Raw genomic sequence first — 16,205 nt, 5'->3', positions numbered from 1 at the left:
GACCGGCACACGAAGAAGGCCCCCCACCGAAGTGGAGGGCCTTCTCGATGCGTACCCCCGACCGGATTCGAACCGGCGCTACCGCCTTGAGAGGGCGGCGTGCTAGGCCGCTACACAACGGGGGCGTGGAGCCTGCAAGCGTTTGATACTACACCGCCGCAGGTCCCAGCTGGTCTACCTGGACTCGAACCAAGACTAACTGAACCAGAATCAGTCGTGCTGCCAATTACACCATAGACCAATGTGGTTTAGACCAGTCAGTACCCCCGACCGGATTCGAACCGGCGCTACCGCCTTGAGAGGGCGGCGTGCTAGGCCGCTACACAACGGGGGCCCTAGCGATCCTGCATCGATGGTGGTGGGAGCTACCCTGGTCCACCTTCGCGGGAAGGATCTGTACCCCCGACCGGATTCGAACCGGCGCTACTGCCTTGAGAGGGCAGCGTGCTAGGCCGCTACACAACGGGGGCTTCGCGGATCTGATTTCCGCTTGTGCAGATGCGATGTGTGGATCAATGCATCTGCGAGCTGGCCTACCTGGACTCGAACCAAGACTAACTGAACCAGAATCAGTCGTGCTGCCAATTACACCATAGGCCACTGGAACTCAAGCCCCTGTGGGGATCTTGTTCTAGCTTGCCCCGTCGGTTCCGGCCTTTCGGCCCGCTCTCCGGCGGCGCAGGAAGAACATTACCCGAAGGTGGACGGCGCTCCAAAACGGGTATCCGAGCCGAGGATCGCGGGGAGTTCGGCGAGGGTGACGATCCGGTGCGGCCCCACGGGCGGGTCGACGGTCGCGTGGAGGTCTCCGCGATCGATCCACACGGACAGCAGACCGGCGTCGGCGGCGCCCCGTCCGTCGATCTCCGGGTGATCGCCGACGTACGCGACCTCGTGCGGTGGCAGTTCGAGGGCCTCGCAGGCGACATGGAAGGCCTCGGCGGCCGGCTTGTGGACGCCCAGTTGCTCGGCGCACAGCACCGTCTCGAAGCGGTCCCACACACCGAGGGCGCGCAGCTTGCGTTCCTGGACGGGGAGGCTGGAGTTGGAGAGCACCGCGTGCCGGTGGCTGGCGGCGAGCGTGTCCAGTACGGGCACGACGTCGGGGAAGAGCGACCAGGCCCGCTCGTAGTGGGCGACGTAACGCTCGAACCAGGCGTCGGCCTCCGTGTCGGTGAGGGGGCGGCCCTGGAAGTCCCGTACCCGGTCGCGGCGGGTGGCCTCCCAGTCGCCCTCGCCCGCCGCGAACCGCCGCCAGTGCACGCCGCCGAGTTCGCGCCAGCGGGTGAGCGCCTCCTCGACGGAGCCGTACCCGAGCAGCAGGCCCTCCGCCGCGAGATGGTCCCTCATACCGGCCCGGTCGGCCTCGGTGTAGTCGAAAAGGGTGTCGTCGACGTCCCAGAGCACGGCCTTGATGTTCATGGAACGACCGTAGCCGGAGCAGGGCCGCGCGTAGGGCGGATGCCCTAACGTGGTGGTACCGACGAGTGAAAGACCGAGTCACAGCCATGAACGAGTACCGCGTCCAGTTCACCGTAGAGGCCCGCGCGGCGTACGACGCTCTGCCCGGAGAGCGCCAGGCCCAGCTGGACAGGGCCGTGCGCGTACTGGCCCGTGACCCCTTCCGCAAGCACTCGACCGCTCAGTTGGGACCCGATGAGCACCTTCGCAAGGCGTACGTGGCCCCCGGAGTGATGCTGGAGTACATGGTCGCCGGCGCAGTCATGGTGGTCGTGGTGCTGGAGATCTTCGACGAGAGCTCCTACTTGATCGACGAGAACGACGCCATCTGAGCCCACGCGGTGAGGGGCGGTATCCGGACCTCCGGGTACCGCCCCTCACCTGTGCGGCCGTTACGCGCTCAACCTCGCCAGGGCCGCGTCGATCCTCGCCAGGGTCTTCTCCTTGCCCAGGATCTCCAGGGACTCGAAAAGGGGCAGGCCGACCGTGCGGCCGGTGACGGCGACGCGGACGGGGGCCTGGGCCTTGCCGAGCTTGAGGCCGTGGGTCTCGCCGGCGGCCAGGACGGCCTCCTTCAGGGACTCGGCCGCGGTCCAGTCGGCCGCCTCCAGCTTCTCCCGCGCCGTGCGCAGGAGCGCGTCGGAGCCCTCCTTCATGGCCTTCGTCCAGGACGCCTCGTCCGCCACCGGCTCCGGCAGGAACAGGAAGTCGACGTTGTCCGTGATCTCCGAGAGGACCTTGAGACGGGTCTGCGCGTGCGGGGCGACGGCCTCCCACTTGGCCGCGTCGAAGTCCTCCGGCGCCCAGGGGGCGAACGGGGCCTTCAGCCAAGGGGCGCAGCGCTCGGTGAAGTCCTTCACGTCCAGCAGGCGGATGTGGTCGGCGTTGATCGCCTCGGCCTTCTTCAGGTCGAAGCGGGCCGGGTTGGGGTTCACGTCGGCGATGTCGAAGGCGGCGACCATCTCCTCGATCGTGAAGATGTCCTGGTCGGCGGAGAGCGACCAGCCCAGCAGGGAGAGGTAGTTGAGCAGGCCCTCGGGGAGGAAGCCGCGCTCCCGGTAGAGGTTGAGGCTCGACTCGGGGTCGCGCTTGGAGAGCTTCTTGTTGCCCTCGCCCATCACGTACGGCAGGTGGCCGAAGGACGGGACCTCCTTGGCGACGCCCAGTTCGATCAGTGCCTTGTAGAGGGCGATCTGGCGGGGCGTGGAGGAGAGCAGGTCCTCGCCGCGCAGGACGTGGGTGATCTCCATCAGGGCGTCGTCGACCGGGTTGACGAGGGTGTAGAGCGGGGCGCCGTTGGCGCGGACGATGCCGTAGTCCGGCACGTTCTCCGGGGTGAAGGTCAGCTCGCCGCGGACCAGGTCCGTGAAGGTGATCGTCTCGTCGGGCATCCGGAAGCGGACGATCGGCTCGCGGCCCTCGGCCTCGTACCGGGCCTTCTGCTCGGCCGTGACCTCGCGGCACTTGCCGTCGTAGCCGGAGGGCCGGCCGGCGGCGCGGGCGGCGTCGCGGCGCTCCTCCAGCTCGGAGGCGGTGCAGTAGCAGGAGTAGGCGTGGCCGGCGTCCTTGAGCTTCTCGGCCACCTCCCGGTACGTCTCCGTGCGCTGCGACTGGCGGTACGGCGCGTGCGGGCCGCCGATCTCGGGGCCCTCGTCCCAGCTGAAGCCCAGCCAGCGCAGGGAGTCCAGGAGCTGCCCGTAGGACTCCTCGGAGTCGCGGGCCGCGTCGGTGTCCTCGATGCGGAAGACGAACGTGCCGCCGGTGTGGCGGGCGAACGCCCAGTTGAACAGGGCCGTGCGGACCAGGCCCACATGGGGGTTGCCGGTCGGGGACGGACAGAAACGTACGCGGACGGAGCCGTTAGCCACGCTTGATCACCTTGTTGGTGAGAGTGCCGATGCCTTCGATGGTGACGGCGACCTCGTCGCCGACGTTGAGGGGGCCGACCCCTGCCGGGGTGCCCGTGAGGATCACGTCGCCGGGGAGCAGCGTCATGGCCTCGGTGATGTTGACGATCAGGTCCTCGATGGAGTTGATCATCTCGCTCGTACGGCCCAGCTGACGCTGCCCGCCGTTGACGGTGAGCTGGATGGTCAGGTCGCTCGGGTCGAGGTCGGTCTCCACCCAGGGGCCCAGCGGGCAGGCGGTGTCGAAGCCCTTGGCCCGCGCCCACTGCTTCTCGCGCTTCTGGACGTCACGGGCGGTGATGTCGTTGGCGCAGGTGTAGCCGAAGATCACGTCCTTGACGCGTTCGCGGGGGACCTCGCGGCACAGTCGGCCGATGACGACGGCCAGTTCGGCCTCGTGGTGGAGGTCCTCGGAGAAGGACGGGTACTGGATCTCGTCGCCGGGGCCGATCACCGAGGTGGCGGGCTTGAAGAAGGCGAAGGGGGCGTCGGGGACCTCGTTGCCCAGTTCGCGGGCGTGTTCGGCGTAGTTGCGGCCGAAGGCCACGACCTTGTTGGGGAGCACCGGCGGCAGCAGCCTGACCTTGTTGACCGGGACCTTCGTACCGGAGAGCTCGAAGTCCGCGAACGGGATGCCCTTGATGATGTCGAGGACGAGCTCGTCCGGCTTGTCGCCCTCGACCGCGCCGAAGGCTACGTTCCCGTCGATGGAGAACCTGGCGATGCGCACGGGATGCCTGCGCCCCTTAACTGTGCTGGCTGGAGTCTGACGGTCCAGGCTAACGCGGGGCGGGGTGCCCGCCTCGCGTATTACCGGCGTACGCGCGACTCGGCGGCGCCCGCGCGTACCGGCGTACGCATACGGAAGGGCGCCCGGCTGGTGCCGGGCGCCCTTTCGCGAAGCCTCACGGAAATCCGCCGATCCTTCACAGGAATCCGCTTGAGCGATTGGCGATTTCCGCGCGTACTTGAGCGTGCAACTACTCCGCCGTCTGGACCGGGACCGTCATCAGGACCGTCCGACGGGGGTTGGCGGTCACGGAGGGGAGGTCGACGGAGTGCTCCAGTTCCGGTGTGCGCAGGTCCTCGGCGTCGGCGAGGTGGGCCAGCGTCGTACGCCGGGGGTTGGCTATCGTGCGGAACATCGTCGTCGTCTTCACTGTTGTCCTGGACCTCGTCATGTGCGGGCGCCGGGCGGGCCGCAAGGGCCGTCCCACAAGCGCGGGTTGTCGGATTCGCCATCCCTGTAAAGCGTCAGGCTAAACATCCGATTCCCGGGTCAAGACGTGAAGAAGACACGATCGGCGTGTGAGTTTGCTCACTCAGCCATGGGTAAAACGGGCAATCCAGGCCGCCAACGCGCCCCCACGAAACGGACATCAGATACCTGAAGCCCTCATTCCGCTCCTGATCATGGCGACTGGGACACCCACTTCACCCCCCTGTATCGCACGGGTATGTCCGCAATAGGGGGGAAACACCTTCCACGCCTGGTGACGTAGTCCTCACATGCTGTCACAGTGAACAGACCGTTACCCATTGGCCTTGTTGGAGATCCGGCACTGTGCTGGAATTCCACGGACCGCCGCAGGACCGTGCCGGCGCGCAGGGGCGCAGAACAACAGCGCCTGGCGGCGGTGGAGGGGAGCCAGCGCCGGTCACTCACGACCACCAATTGGGGACGTATTCAGGGCGTCCCCGAAGACGCCGACACCGTCCCGCCGTTCACGCGGTGGGGCGCCTGGTCCAGAGGTTGCGACGCTAGTGCAGGGACGTTTCAAGAGGGATGGCAGCGCTTCGGCGGAGCCGGAGCCACACAACGGAACCGGTAACGGTTCCTCCCCCCAGCACGCCCAGAACCCGGGTCCGGCGGAGATCGGCGACGGCGGGGAGCGCTCCGGGCGCCCCGGCACGTCAGTTGCTCCCGCGGCACCCGGGAAGCCCAAGGGCGGCCCCCATGCCGGCGGCGGAAGCGGCGGCTCCCGAATAGCCCTGCGCAACTGGCGCATTTCGACTCGTCTGGTCTCGCTGCTCGCGCTCCCCGTGGTGGCGGCGACCTCGCTCGGTGCCCTGCGCATCGGCGACAACGTGGACGACATCCAGCAGCTCGACAACATGCGGCTGCTCACCGACATGACCAAGCAGGCGACCGAACTGGCCACCGCGCTCCAGCAGGAGCGCGACCTGTCGGCCGGTCCCCTCGCGCACGGTCTGGACGCCACCGACTACACGGTCAAGGGCGCCCGCGAGAAGACGGACCAGGCCCGCGTCCAGTTCACGGACGCGACCCAGGCCGCCGAGACCGCGAACACCACCACGAAGATGCCCGGTGTCCGCGACAGCCTCGTCCGGGTCGTCCGCGAGCTGTACAACCTCAGCAGCATCCGCAAGAACGCGTATGTGGACAGTGAGAACTCCACGCAGACGGTCGAGGCCTACCACCGGCTGATCGACCAGCTGCTGGAACTGTCCACGGACATGGCCGAGGCCACCAGCAACCCGGACATGATCAAGCGGACCCGTGCCCTGGCGGCGTTCTCCTCCGCCAAGGAGTACGCCTCCGTGCAGCGCGCGGTCATCGCGGCGGCCCTGCCCGAGACCAAGGACAAGGCCGGCGACCTCTCCGAGAACGACCGGCTGTACGCCAACGCGGCGCTCGCCAACGAGGAGTCCGACCGCAGCACCTTCTCCGACATCTACGGTGCCGGTGCCGAGGAACTGACCCGGCCGATCGACGACGCGAGCCCCACCATCGAGGCCTCCGACGTCTACGCGGACCGGGTCCTCGCCAGCGCGGGCGGTCTGGGCGGCCAGGACAAGCGCTCGTACAAGGACTGGACCGACGACTCCGCGGCCAAGATCGAGCAGATGAAGAAGATCGAGGGCTCGCTCCTCGAGGAGATGGAACAGACCGCCCGCAACCTCCGCGCCGACGCGGAGCAAGAGGCGATCATCTCCGGTGCGCTGATCCTGCTCGTCCTCGGTGTCTCCCTGGTCGGCGCGTTCGTCGTGGCCCGGTCCATGATCCGCTCGCTGCGCCGCCTCCAGGACACGGCGACCAAGGTCGCCCAGGACCGGCTGCCCGAGCTGGTCAAGCAGCTGTCGGAGTCGGACCCGCAGGACGTCGACACCTCCGTCGAGTCGGTCGGTGTGCACTCCCGGGACGAGATCGGCCAGGTGGCCGCGGCCTTCGACGACGTGCACCGCGAGGCCGTCCGCCTCGCCGCCGAGCAGGCCCTTCTGCGGGGCAACGTCAACGCGATGTTCACCAACCTCTCGCGCCGCTCCCAGGGCCTCATCCAGCGTCAGCTGTCGCTCATCTCCGAACTGGAGTCCCGCGAGGCCGACCCGGACCAGCTGTCCTCCCTCTTCAAGCTCGACCACCTCGCCACCCGCATGCGCCGTAACGGTGAGAACCTCCTCGTCCTCGCCGGTGAGGAGCCCGGCCGCCGCTGGACCCGTCCGGTCCCGCTGGTCGACGTCCTCCGCGCCGCCGCGTCCGAGGTGGAGCAGTACGAGCGCATCGAACTGTCCTCCGTGCCGACGACCGAGGTCGCCGGCCGGGTGGTCAACGACCTCGTGCACCTGCTCGCCGAGCTGCTGGAGAACGCCACCTCGTTCTCCTCCCCGCAGACCAAGGTCAAGGTCACCGGTCACGCGCTGCCCGACGGCCGGGTGCTGATCGAGATCCACGACACCGGTATCGGTCTCTCCCCGGAGGACCTCGCCGCGATCAACGAGCGGCTCGCCTCGCCGCCCACCGTGGACGTCTCGGTCTCCCGCCGCATGGGTCTGTTCGTGGTCGGCCGGCTCTCGCAGCGCCACGGCATCCGTATCCAGCTGCGTCCGTCCGACTCGGGCGGTACGACCGCGCTCGTCATGCTTCCCGTCGACGTGGCCCAGGGCAACAAGAAGCCCACCCCGGGCAAGCCCGGCCAGGGCGTGCCCTCCACCGGTGGTCCGGCCGCCGCACAGGCCGCGGCCGGTGCCGCCGCCGCGCGTCGCCAGGCCGGCAACCAGTCGGGTCCGCCGCTGGGCGGCCCGTCCTCCGGTGGCGGTCTGCTCGGTGCCCCTCCGCAGCGTGGGCAGGTCGGCGCGGGCCAGGGTCCGCGGGCCGCGCTGCCCGGCAACCCCAGCGGTCCGGGCGGTTTCGGCAACCCCGGCGGTCCGCGTGGGCCGCAGGGCGGTCCGCCGGTTCCCCCGCAGGGCGGTCGGCCGCCGGCCGGTGCCGGTGGGTTCGGCGGCGGTCAGGCGCCGGGTGCCCCGCAGGGTCTGCAGGCCGCCGGGACCGGTGTCCCGGGCGGCTTCGAGAGCTTCGACGACTCCGGGCGCCAGGGCGGCTTCCCCTCCGGCGGTTCGGGCCTGCGCCCGGCCGGCGGTCCGGGTGACGCGGGTGCGGGCCGGCCGGGCGGGGCCGACAACGGTCCCGGCGCCGTGCCGCCCAAGCAGGGCAAGGAACGTTCCGGCAGGCGCCGTCCGCAGCTGCCCGGCCGCGGTGGCGCACGCGCCGAGCTGCCCGGCGGCAACTCCACGTCGCGGACGCCCAGCTGGAGCGACGACAACGCGCAGCCGCCGGTGCCCCGCGCCTCGCTGGACGCCCCGCGCGGCCACGAGGAGCAGCCGGACGTCACCGCGCCGATGCCGCGCGTCGACCCCGGTCGCGCTCCGGCCCCGCCCACCGACTTCCCCCGTTCCCCGGGTGCCGACTTCGACAGCCGGCGTCCCGGCGCGGGTACGCCCGCGCCGCAGAACGGCACCGGATCCTTCGTCCGTCCCGATGTGTTCGGCGGGGCCGGCGCACCGCCGGCGCCCACCGGTCCGTCCCGGGGCGCCCCGCACGACCCGTCGTCCACCGGCCAGTTCGCCATGCCGGGCTACGACGGCTCCGGCACGGGCCAGTTCCCGGCGCAGGGTCGGCAGAACCCGCAGGACACCGGCCAGTTCGGGGTCCCGGGCCGGCAGAACCCGCAGGACACGGGACAGTTCGGTACGCCCGGCCGGCAGAACGGCCAGGACACCGGGCAGTTCGAGCGGCCCCAGGTGAACGGGGCGAGCTACGGCGCGCCCCGCCCGCCGGTGCCGCCGCAGCGTCCCCCGGTGCCCCCGCAGCGCCCCGCGCGCCCGCAGGAGCCGGAGGCACTGCCCCCGGCGACGGGTCCGATGGACGGCCGTACCCCGCTGTACGACACGCTGGAGACCAACTGGTTCCACGGTCAGGGCGGTCAGAACGGCCAGCAGTCGGGCCACCAGCAGGGCAACGGTTCCGCTCCGCAGGCGCCCGCCGCCCCCGCCCCCCAGACTCCGGCCGCCCCACAGCGTCCGGCGACCCCCGCCTCGCCCGCTTCCCCCACCTGGCGCAGCACACCCAACGACGACCTGGTCCGCCAGGCCGAACGAGCCCGTCAGCCTTCGGCGGGCGGGGTCACCACCTCCGGCCTGCCGCGCCGGGTCCCGCGCGCCAACCTCGTGCCGGGCACGGCTCAGCAGCAACAGCACCAAACCGGTCCGCAGGTCTCGCGTTCGCCTGACGACGTACGCGGCCGGCTGACCAATCTCCGTCGGGGCATCGCGCAGGGTCGACAGGCCGGTACCGGCCAGACCGGCAGCTTCCCGAGCCCCACTCACCAGCAGGAGCGTTAGTTGAGCCAGATGAGCCAGGCGGCACAGAACCTCAACTGGTTGATCACCAACTTCGTGGACAACACCCCCGGGGTGTCCCACACCGTCGTCGTGTCCGCCGACGGCCTTCTCCTGGCGATGTCGGAGGGCTTTCCGCGCGACCGTGCCGATCAACTCGCGGCCGTCGCCTCCGGGCTCACCTCGCTCACGGCCGGGGCCTCCCGGATCTTCGAGGGCGGGGACGTGGCCCAGACCGTGGTCGAGATGGAGCGCGGTTTTCTCTTCCTGATGTCCGTCTCCGACGGATCGTCCCTGGCCGTCCTCGCCCACCCCGAGTGCGACATCGGCCTGGTCGGTTACGAGATGGCGCTGCTCGTCGACCGCGCGGGCGCCGTGCTCACGCCCGACCTGCGCGCCGAACTCCAAGGCAGTCTGCTCCACTGACGCCTGCGGATCCACAGAACTCACCACATCACCGTCCGGCCGACACAGTCCCCCCACCGGCCCCCGTCAGACGGCACGACTGACCGACTTGCTGTCCCGCTCGGAGGATCAATGACCCCGCCCACCGCTCCTCACGATCCGTACGCAGAGCCGTACGGAGACGAGGGCGACCAGCCTCTGGTTCGGCCGTACGCCATGACCGGTGGCCGGACGCGGCCGCGATACCAGCTCGCCCTCGAGGCGCTGATCAGCACGACGGCAGACCCCGCCCATCTGATGGGTCTGCTCCCCGAGCACCAGCGGATCTGCCACCTGTGCCGCGAGGTGAAGTCGGTGGCCGAGGTGTCGGCCCTGCTGTCCATGCCGCTCGGTGTGGCACGGATCCTTGTCGCGGACCTCGCCGAGGCCGGACTCGTCGCGATCCACCAGCCCGGTGGCGACGAGAACGCCGGTGGCGCCCCGGACGTGACTCTGCTGGAAAGGGTGCTCAGTGGACTTCGGAAGCTCTGAAGCGGGGCGGGCCACCACCTCGGCGAAGATCGTGGTGGCGGGTGGCTTCGGCGTGGGCAAGACCACGTTCGTCGGGGCCGTCTCGGAGATCAACCCGCTGCGTACCGAGGCCGTGATGACGTCCGCGTCCGCGGGCATCGACGACCTCACCCACACCGGGGACAAGACGACCACCACGGTCGCCATGGACTTCGGCCGCATCACCCTCGACCAGGACCTCATCCTGTACCTGTTCGGCACCCCCGGTCAGGACCGGTTCTGGTTCATGTGGGACGACCTGGTCCGCGGCGCGATCGGCGCGATCGTCCTCGTCGACACCCGCCGACTCGCCGACTGCTTCCCCGCCGTCGACTACTTCGAGAACAGCGGACTCCCCTTCGTCATCGCGCTCAACGGCTTCGAGGGGCACCAGCCCTACACGCCGGACGAGGTTCGCGAGGCGCTCCAGATCGGGCCCGACACCCCGATCATCACGACCGACGCCCGCCACCGCGCGGACGCCAAGTCGGCCCTGATCACCCTGGTCGAGCACGCGCTCATGGCACGGCTCCGCTAGGGCAGAGGGACCGAAGCACCACACCCGGGGCCAAAACAGGACCCAAGTCCACAACCTCATAGGGCAGTTGTCGTAGTTACACCGGAGCCGGCTGTGTCCTTTGACACGGTCGGCCTCGGTGTTCATAACGTTTCGACAGAGAAATAGGGTGGTACGACCACGCGTCGCGGTCGATCGGTGCCGCTGCGCTCACCATGCCCCCGCTTTTTGCCGGGGCTCGCTCTTTATGACCGTTTTATCTGGGACTTACATCACGCGGAATCGTTGCCTCCCAGTGTTTGGAAGTCCTCAGCGTGACGTGCTGGAATGCCTGAACTGCCCATTAGTCAAAGACGTACTAGGGCGTGGAGTCACCCGCGGCACGACGTAGGTGCCGGCGCCGAGAGGTTGTTGGTCGAGTGAGGCGAAGCAAGAAAGGTCCCGAGCCGTCGGCGCGGGGCAACTTCACCCCGCCGCCGCGCGGAGCGGCACCCGCACAAGTGGCCGGACCGGAGCCGACGGCAGCCCCCGCAGCGAGCGGCAGTCGTCTCTCCCCCCGCAACTGGCGTGTACCCACTCGCCTGAACGCGATTCTCCTCATACCCGTGCTGGTCGGCCTCGTCATGGGCGGCTTCCAGGTGAAGGGCTCGATCGACACCTGGCAGGAGGCACGGGACGCCGAGAAGGTGGCCAAGATCGTGGCCGCCGCCGGCGTCTACGCCGAAGCACTGCTCAATGAACGTGACCTGTCGGCCGAGCCCCTTCTCAACGGCAAGCGCGACAGTGAGGTCGTCAAGGACGCCCGCGCCTTCACCGACGAGAAGGCGGACGCCTTCCACGCGGAGGTCGTCGGGATGCCCGCCGGGCAGGGCCTGGAGCGCCGTCTGCGTCTGGTGGAGGAGGCCGAGCCGTCGCTGGAGAAGCTCCGGCAGATCGCCTTCACCCGGGCCGCCGACCCGGTACAGACCGAAGAGGGCTACGTCACCGTCGAGCACCTCCTGGCGGAGTTCTCCAACGAGCTCGGCCTCGGTACCGGCAACATCACCGCGTACGGCCGTACGGTCTACGCGGTCACGCTCGCGAAGGGCGCCGCCTCGCTGCAGCGTTCGATCGGTGCCCACCTGCTGATCCGCCCCAGTGAGGACGAGACGGTCTTCCGTCAGCAGGTCACCGCGTTCACCTCGTACGCCTACCTGGAGAACATCGCCGTACAGGAGTACGTCTCCGGTGGCACCGAGGCCGACGCCGCGCGTCTGGAGTCGGTCATGGCGCAGAAGACCGAGGAGGGCAAGAAGCAGGCCGCCGAGGCCGCTGCCGGCAACGCCGACTACAAGGCGCCGCCGGACACCATGCTGAAGATGATCCAGCTGATCGGCAGCGGTGCCTCGCCCGAGCAGCTCGCGGCGCAGGGCGTCACCTACCAGAACTGGATGGCCGCCTCCACCCTGAAGTTCGAGGGGTACAGCGAGGTCGAGACCGAGCTGATCAACCGCGCGGTGGACGAAGCCGGCCAGATCGCCTCCGACGCCCAGCGCGATGCCTACACCAACGGCGCCATCGTCATCGTCGCACTGCTCGCCGCGTTCATCATCGCGGGGATCATGGCCCGCCAGATGAGCCGCTCGATGCGCCAGCTGCGCAACGCCGCCTTCGGCATCGCCGAGCAGCGTCTGCCGATGCTGGTCGACCAGCTCTCCCGCACCGACCCCGGCCGGGTGGACACCCGGGTGGCGCCGATCCCGATCAACACCACCGACGAGATCGGCGAAGTCGCCCGCGCCTTCGACCAGGTCCACCGCGAGGCCGTCCGGCTCGCCGCCGAGCAGGCCCTGCTGCGGGGCAACATCAACGCGATCTTCACCAACCTCTCGCGCCGCAACCAGTCGCTGATCGAGGGCCAGCTGACCCTGATCACCGACCTGGAGAACAACGAGGCCGACCCGGACCAGCTGGAGAACCTCTTCAAGCTGGACCACCTGGCGACCCGTATGCGCCGCAACGGCGAGAACCTCCTGGTCCTCGCCGGCGAGGAGCCCGGCCGCCGCTGGGACCAGCCGGTCCCGCTGATCGACGTGTTGCGTGCCGCCTCCTCCGAGGTGGAGCAGTACGAGCGCATCGAGCTGTCCGGCGTCCCGGAGGCCGAGATCCACGGCCGTGCCGTGACCGACCTCGTGCACCTGCTCGCCGAGCTCCTGGAGAACGCCACCACGTTCTCCTCCCCACAGACCAAGGTCCGCGTCACCGCGACCCGTCTCCCCGACGGCCGCGTGATGATCGAGATCCACGACAAGGGCATCGGCCTCACCGCCGAGGACTTCGCGGACATCAACCACAAGCTGGCCAACCCGCCGACCGTGGACGCCGCGATCTCCCAGCGCATGGGTCTGTTCGTGGTCGGCCGGCTGTCCGACCGGCACGGCATCCGCGTCCAGCTCCGCCCCTCGGGCGAGCAGGCCGGTACGACCTCGCTGGTCATGCTCCCCGACGTCATCACCCATGGTGGCGGTGGCGAGCTGCAGCAGCCGGCGGCCGACCAGTTCACGGTCTCGCAGATCATCCCGGAGCAGCAGCACGCCTTCCAGCAGCCGGGCCTGGCCCCGATGCGGACCGCCGCGGAGCTGGGCTTCGACGACAGCCGCTACGAGGTGCCGGACGACATCCGCGACCTGGACCCCGTGGGCCGTTCGCTGATGCGCGAGGAGCGCCGCGCGGCGCTGGAGTCCCAGACCCACCAGAGCCCGCAGTTGCCCGCCGGCCAGGCGCCGCGCTACGGCGACGACTTCCAGTCGCCCGAGCCGTCCTACGACAACGGCGCGACGGCCTTCGTGGACCCGCAGCGGTCCTTCGACCAGCAGACGGCGTACGAGGAGCCGCAGCAACCGTCGTACGACGAGGCGTACTTCGGCCAGGGCAACGGCGTGGCGAACGGCAACGGGCATCTGCCGGGCGGGAACGACACGTTCACCGCTACCGGCGGTTACCCCGAGCCCGCCTATGCGGAGTCCGTCCAGGAGGAGCACGCGACGGCCGCCCCCGCGGCGCCGGAGACCTACTCGGGCTACGACGAGCAGTCCTATCAGGACGACTGGCCGCAACAGCAGGACTACCAGAGCTCCTACCGCTCCGAGTACGCTCCGGAACCGGAATCTGTGCAGGCCGCTGACGTGAAGGAGCCGGAACGCGTAGGCTTCGACCGTCCGGGACCCACCCCCTCCGCCGGCCACGCGCTGACCGACGCCGGCCTGCCCCGCCGCGGATCCACCGCGAGCGCGGGCGGCACGAGCGCGGGCGCCGTGAACGGACGGCAGGAAGTGGCCCAGGACCAGCCGACGGCCGGGGGACCGAACGGCGACTGGCGCTCGGCCAACGACGAGCGCTGGCAGCAGGCCTCCGCGCTGAAGAAGCCCAAGGCGGGCGGGGTCACCTCCTCCGGCCTGCCGCGGCGGGTTCCCAAGGCCAACCTGGTCGAGGGTGCCGCCACGACGACCCCGCAGGGAGGTCCACAGATCTCCCGCGCCCCCGAGGACGTCCGGGGCAGGCTGAGCAACCTGCGCCGAGGGGTCCAGCGGGGACGCAACGCAAGCAGTGAAACGAACGGCCAGGCCACTAGAAATCAACACAGTGGTCCTGACAGCACCTACAACCAGGAGCGTTAGTGTGAGCCCGATGAGCCAGGCGGCACAGAACCTGAACTGGTTGATCACCAATTTCGTGGACAACACCCCCGGGGTGTCGCACACGGTGGTGGTCTCCGCCGACGGACTCCTTCTGGCGATGTCCGAAGGGTTTCCCCGCGACCGTGCCGACCAGCTGGCGGCCGTCGCGTCGGGTCTGACCTCTCTGACCGCGGGTGCCTCCCGCATTTTCGAAGGTGGCAGCGTCAATCAGACGGTTGTGGAGATGGAGCGGGGATTCCTCTTCATCATGTCCGTTTCCGATGGTTCCTCGCTCGCCGTTCTCGCACATCCGGAAGCCGACATCGGTCTCATCGGGTACGAGATGGCACTTCTGGTGGACCGTGCCGGTACGGTCCTGACGCCCGATCTTCGTGCGGAGCTCCAGGGCAGCCTGCTCAACTAACAGTCAGACGGTGCGTTTTGGCGTCCCGGGGCCGTAAGGTTTCGGGACGCGGCTTCCAATGAGCCATGGATGCCAGCACAGTCGGAGGAGGAGAGAACGTGGCAACACCCCCAGGCGGTTCATCGTCGGGCAACTGGTCCTACCCCGGCCAGGGGCCGGGCCAGGGTGACCAGAACCGGTACAACTTCCCCTCCGCACCGAGCCGCCAGCAGCCGTACGCACCTCAGGGCCCCGGCCCCTCGCCGTACGACCAGCCGCCGGCGCCGCGCATCCAGCCCGTGCAGCCGCAACGCCGCACCCCCGAGCCGTCGCCCGCAGGGGCGGCGACCAACCCCCTGGTGCGCCCGTACGCCATGACGGGCGGTCGCACCAGGCCGCGTTACCAGCTCGCCATCGAGGCGCTGGTGCACACCACCGCGCAGCCGCACCAGATGCAGGGCCAGTTGCCCGAGCATCAGCGGATCTGCAACCTCTGCCGGGAGATCAAGTCGGTGGCCGAAATCTCGGCCCTCCTGACGATTCCTCTCGGCGTGGCCAGGATCCTCGTCGCCGACTTGGCGGAGGCGGGCCTGGTCGCCATTCATCAGCCCGGCGGCGACGAGAGCGCCGGCGGCCAGCCAGCTGTGACTTTGCTCGAAAGGGTGCTCAGTGGACTTCGCAAGCTCTAGCGGAGGGCCTTCCCGCTCCACCACGTCCGCGAAGATCGTGGTGGCGGGCGGCTTCGGCGTGGGCAAGACCACGTTCGTCGGGGCCGTCTCGGAGATCAACCCGCTGCGTACCGAGGCCGTGATGACGTCCGCGTCCGCGGGCATCGACGACCTCACCCACACCGGGGACAAGACGACCACCACGGTCGCCATGGACTTCGGCCGCATCACCCTCGACCAGGACCTCATCCTGTACCTGTTCGGCACCCCCGGTCAGGACCGGTTCTGGTTCATGTGGGACGACCTGGTCCGCGGCGCGATCGGCGCGATCGTCCTCGTCGACACCCGCCGACTCGCCGACTGCTTCCCCGCCGTCGACTACTTCGAGAACAGCGGACTGCCGTTCGTGATCGCGTTGAACGGCTTCGACGGGCAACAGCCGTACAACCCGGACGAGGTCCGGGAGGCGCTCCAGATCGGGCCCGACACCCCGATCATCACGACCGACGCGCGGCATCGGTCCGACGCGAAGAGCGCGCTGATCACCTTGGTCGAGCACGCGCTGATGGCTCGGCTGCGGTAGGCCGTGCGGCGCCCAGCCGACGACGAAAGGGGACCCCTTCCTGTTCTTCCGGGAGGGGTCCCCTTCGTTGCGTGTCGGGTGCGGGTGAGTGGGGGCTGGTCGCGCAGTTCCCCGCGCCCCTGAATAGCAGGGGCTGCGCCCCATGCTTTCCAGGCCCGCAGTCGACCCACACGGGAAAGGACCCCCTCCATTCGGAGAGGGCCCCTTCAAGAACCAAGGCTCAGCGCCAGCTGTGCGGCGCCCTGAACCCCGGCTCGCGCTCCAGTCGGCGCCAACCCGCGCGGGGGCGAGCGGCCGGGGTCTCGACGGGCTGGGCGGCGGCGCGGGCGAGGAGCAGCGCGGTGATCGCGGCCACTTCCTCGGGCTCGGCGTGACCCTTCTCGACGCGAATATCAGGCAGCTTCATGGGTGTCAGTCTC

14 protein-coding genes and 5 tRNA genes are annotated in these 16,205 nt (G+C 69.4%); 9 read left to right on the top strand and 10 right to left on the bottom strand.

Annotation, left to right across the window (positions count from 1 at the left end; all coding sequences use genetic code 11):
* Positions 1 to 52: 52 nt before the first annotated feature.
* The 6 genes from F9278_RS35130 to F9278_RS35105 form a co-directional block, all read right to left on the bottom strand.
* Positions 53 to 125 (bottom strand) — tRNA-Glu (locus F9278_RS35130).
* Positions 126 to 169: 44 nt separating this feature from the next.
* Positions 170 to 241, bottom strand: a tRNA-Gln gene (locus F9278_RS35125).
* A gap of 20 nt (positions 242 to 261) precedes the next feature.
* Positions 262 to 334: transfer RNA gene (locus F9278_RS35120), tRNA-Glu, on the bottom strand.
* A gap of 63 nt (positions 335 to 397) precedes the next feature.
* Positions 398 to 470: transfer RNA gene (locus F9278_RS35115), tRNA-Glu, on the bottom strand.
* 58 nt (positions 471 to 528) lie between these two features.
* Positions 529 to 600, bottom strand: a tRNA-Gln gene (locus F9278_RS35110).
* Positions 601 to 690: 90 nt separating this feature from the next.
* The gene (locus tag F9278_RS35105; protein ID WP_152171890.1) at positions 691 to 1,422 is read right to left on the bottom strand and encodes an HAD family hydrolase; all 732 of its coding nucleotides are present in this window, start codon (positions 1,420 to 1,422) and stop codon (positions 691 to 693) included.
* 86 nt (positions 1,423 to 1,508) lie between these two features.
* On the opposite strand from F9278_RS35105, the gene F9278_RS35100 reads away from it, so the two are divergent.
* Positions 1,509 to 1,793, top strand: coding sequence for a hypothetical protein (locus tag F9278_RS35100; RefSeq protein ID WP_152171889.1), 285 nt, complete (start codon positions 1,509 to 1,511; stop codon positions 1,791 to 1,793).
* Positions 1,794 to 1,853: 60 nt separating this feature from the next.
* On the opposite strand, the gene gltX is transcribed toward F9278_RS35100, so the two are convergent.
* The 3 genes from gltX to F9278_RS35085 form a co-directional block, all read right to left on the bottom strand.
* Positions 1,854 to 3,329: a glutamate--tRNA ligase gene (gltX, locus tag F9278_RS35095; RefSeq protein WP_152171888.1), complete on the bottom strand. Its 1,476-nt coding sequence runs from the start codon at positions 3,327 to 3,329 to the stop codon at positions 1,854 to 1,856.
* Complete coding sequence (locus F9278_RS35090) at positions 3,322 to 4,098, bottom strand: fumarylacetoacetate hydrolase family protein (protein ID WP_152171887.1); 777 nt, start codon at positions 4,096 to 4,098, stop codon at positions 3,322 to 3,324. Before F9278_RS35090 ends, gltX begins: the two co-directional genes overlap by 8 nt.
* 250 nt (positions 4,099 to 4,348) lie before the next feature.
* Entirely contained in the window at positions 4,349 to 4,528 is a 180-nt protein-coding gene (locus F9278_RS35085) for a hypothetical protein (RefSeq protein ID WP_152171886.1), read from the bottom strand.
* Between the two features lie 604 nt (positions 4,529 to 5,132).
* Here F9278_RS35085 and F9278_RS35080 point away from each other — a divergent pair.
* The 8 genes from F9278_RS35080 (at position 5,133) to F9278_RS35045 (ending at position 15,786) form a co-directional block, all read left to right on the top strand.
* Positions 5,133 to 9,008, top strand: coding sequence for a sensor histidine kinase (locus tag F9278_RS35080; protein WP_152171885.1), 3,876 nt, complete (start codon positions 5,133 to 5,135; stop codon positions 9,006 to 9,008).
* A gap of 9 nt (positions 9,009 to 9,017) precedes the next feature.
* Positions 9,018 to 9,431, top strand: coding sequence for a roadblock/LC7 domain-containing protein (locus tag F9278_RS35075; RefSeq protein WP_005479910.1), 414 nt, complete (start codon positions 9,018 to 9,020; stop codon positions 9,429 to 9,431).
* A gap of 111 nt (positions 9,432 to 9,542) precedes the next feature.
* Positions 9,543 to 9,941 (top strand): DUF742 domain-containing protein, encoded by a 399-nt coding sequence (locus F9278_RS35070; protein ID WP_086754757.1) that lies wholly within the window; start codon positions 9,543 to 9,545, stop codon positions 9,939 to 9,941.
* On the top strand, positions 9,922 to 10,497 hold the full coding sequence (locus F9278_RS35065) for a GTP-binding protein (protein WP_086754758.1): 576 nt from the start codon (positions 9,922 to 9,924) through the stop codon (positions 10,495 to 10,497). The genes F9278_RS35070 and F9278_RS35065 overlap by 20 nt, the downstream gene beginning before the upstream one ends.
* 398 nt (positions 10,498 to 10,895) lie before the next feature.
* Positions 10,896 to 14,132 (top strand): sensor histidine kinase, encoded by a 3,237-nt coding sequence (locus F9278_RS35060; protein WP_193241770.1) that lies wholly within the window; start codon positions 10,896 to 10,898, stop codon positions 14,130 to 14,132.
* A 10-nt stretch (positions 14,133 to 14,142) separates the two neighbouring features.
* Positions 14,143 to 14,556 carry a roadblock/LC7 domain-containing protein gene (locus tag F9278_RS35055; protein WP_005479603.1) on the top strand — a complete coding sequence of 138 codons (414 nt, stop codon included), beginning with the start codon at positions 14,143 to 14,145 and terminating at the stop codon, positions 14,554 to 14,556.
* A gap of 98 nt (positions 14,557 to 14,654) precedes the next feature.
* Complete coding sequence (locus F9278_RS35050; protein WP_152171883.1) at positions 14,655 to 15,224, top strand: DUF742 domain-containing protein; 570 nt, start codon at positions 14,655 to 14,657, stop codon at positions 15,222 to 15,224.
* Positions 15,205 to 15,786, top strand: a complete 582-nt coding sequence (locus tag F9278_RS35045; RefSeq protein ID WP_013000463.1) for a GTP-binding protein — start codon at positions 15,205 to 15,207, stop codon at positions 15,784 to 15,786. The genes F9278_RS35050 and F9278_RS35045 overlap by 20 nt, the downstream gene beginning before the upstream one ends.
* Positions 15,787 to 16,006: 220 nt before the next feature.
* Here F9278_RS35045 and F9278_RS35040 read toward each other — a convergent pair whose 3' ends face one another.
* Positions 16,007 to 16,192 (bottom strand): acyl-CoA carboxylase subunit epsilon, encoded by a 186-nt coding sequence (locus tag F9278_RS35040; RefSeq protein ID WP_152171882.1) that lies wholly within the window; start codon positions 16,190 to 16,192, stop codon positions 16,007 to 16,009.
* Positions 16,193 to 16,205: the final 13 nt, after the last annotated feature.

It is taken from the genome of Streptomyces phaeolivaceus (assembly GCF_009184865.1).
In the GTDB taxonomy this organism is placed as follows: Bacteria; Actinomycetota; Actinomycetes; order Streptomycetales; family Streptomycetaceae; genus Streptomyces; species Streptomyces phaeolivaceus.
Note: the sequence above shows the minus strand (reverse complement) of the source record. Positions and strands in the feature narration are given on the sequence as shown.

What these genes read in the sequence shown, in the direction of transcription:
- F9278_RS35040 (WP_152171882.1), bottom strand. Translation starts at nt 16,192, where the DNA reads ATGAAGCTGCCTGATATTCGCGTCGAGAAGGGTCACGCCGAGCCCGAG.
- F9278_RS35105 (WP_152171890.1), bottom strand. Translation starts at nt 1,422, where the DNA reads ATGAACATCAAGGCCGTGCTCTGGGACGTCGACGACACCCTTTTCGAC.
- F9278_RS35100 (WP_152171889.1), top strand. Translation starts at nt 1,509, where the DNA reads ATGAACGAGTACCGCGTCCAGTTCACCGTAGAGGCCCGCGCGGCGTAC.
- F9278_RS35070 (WP_086754757.1), top strand. Translation starts at nt 9,543, where the DNA reads ATGACCCCGCCCACCGCTCCTCACGATCCGTACGCAGAGCCGTACGGA.
- F9278_RS35055 (WP_005479603.1), top strand. Translation starts at nt 14,143, where the DNA reads ATGAGCCAGGCGGCACAGAACCTGAACTGGTTGATCACCAATTTCGTG.
- F9278_RS35075 (WP_005479910.1), top strand. Translation starts at nt 9,018, where the DNA reads ATGAGCCAGGCGGCACAGAACCTCAACTGGTTGATCACCAACTTCGTG.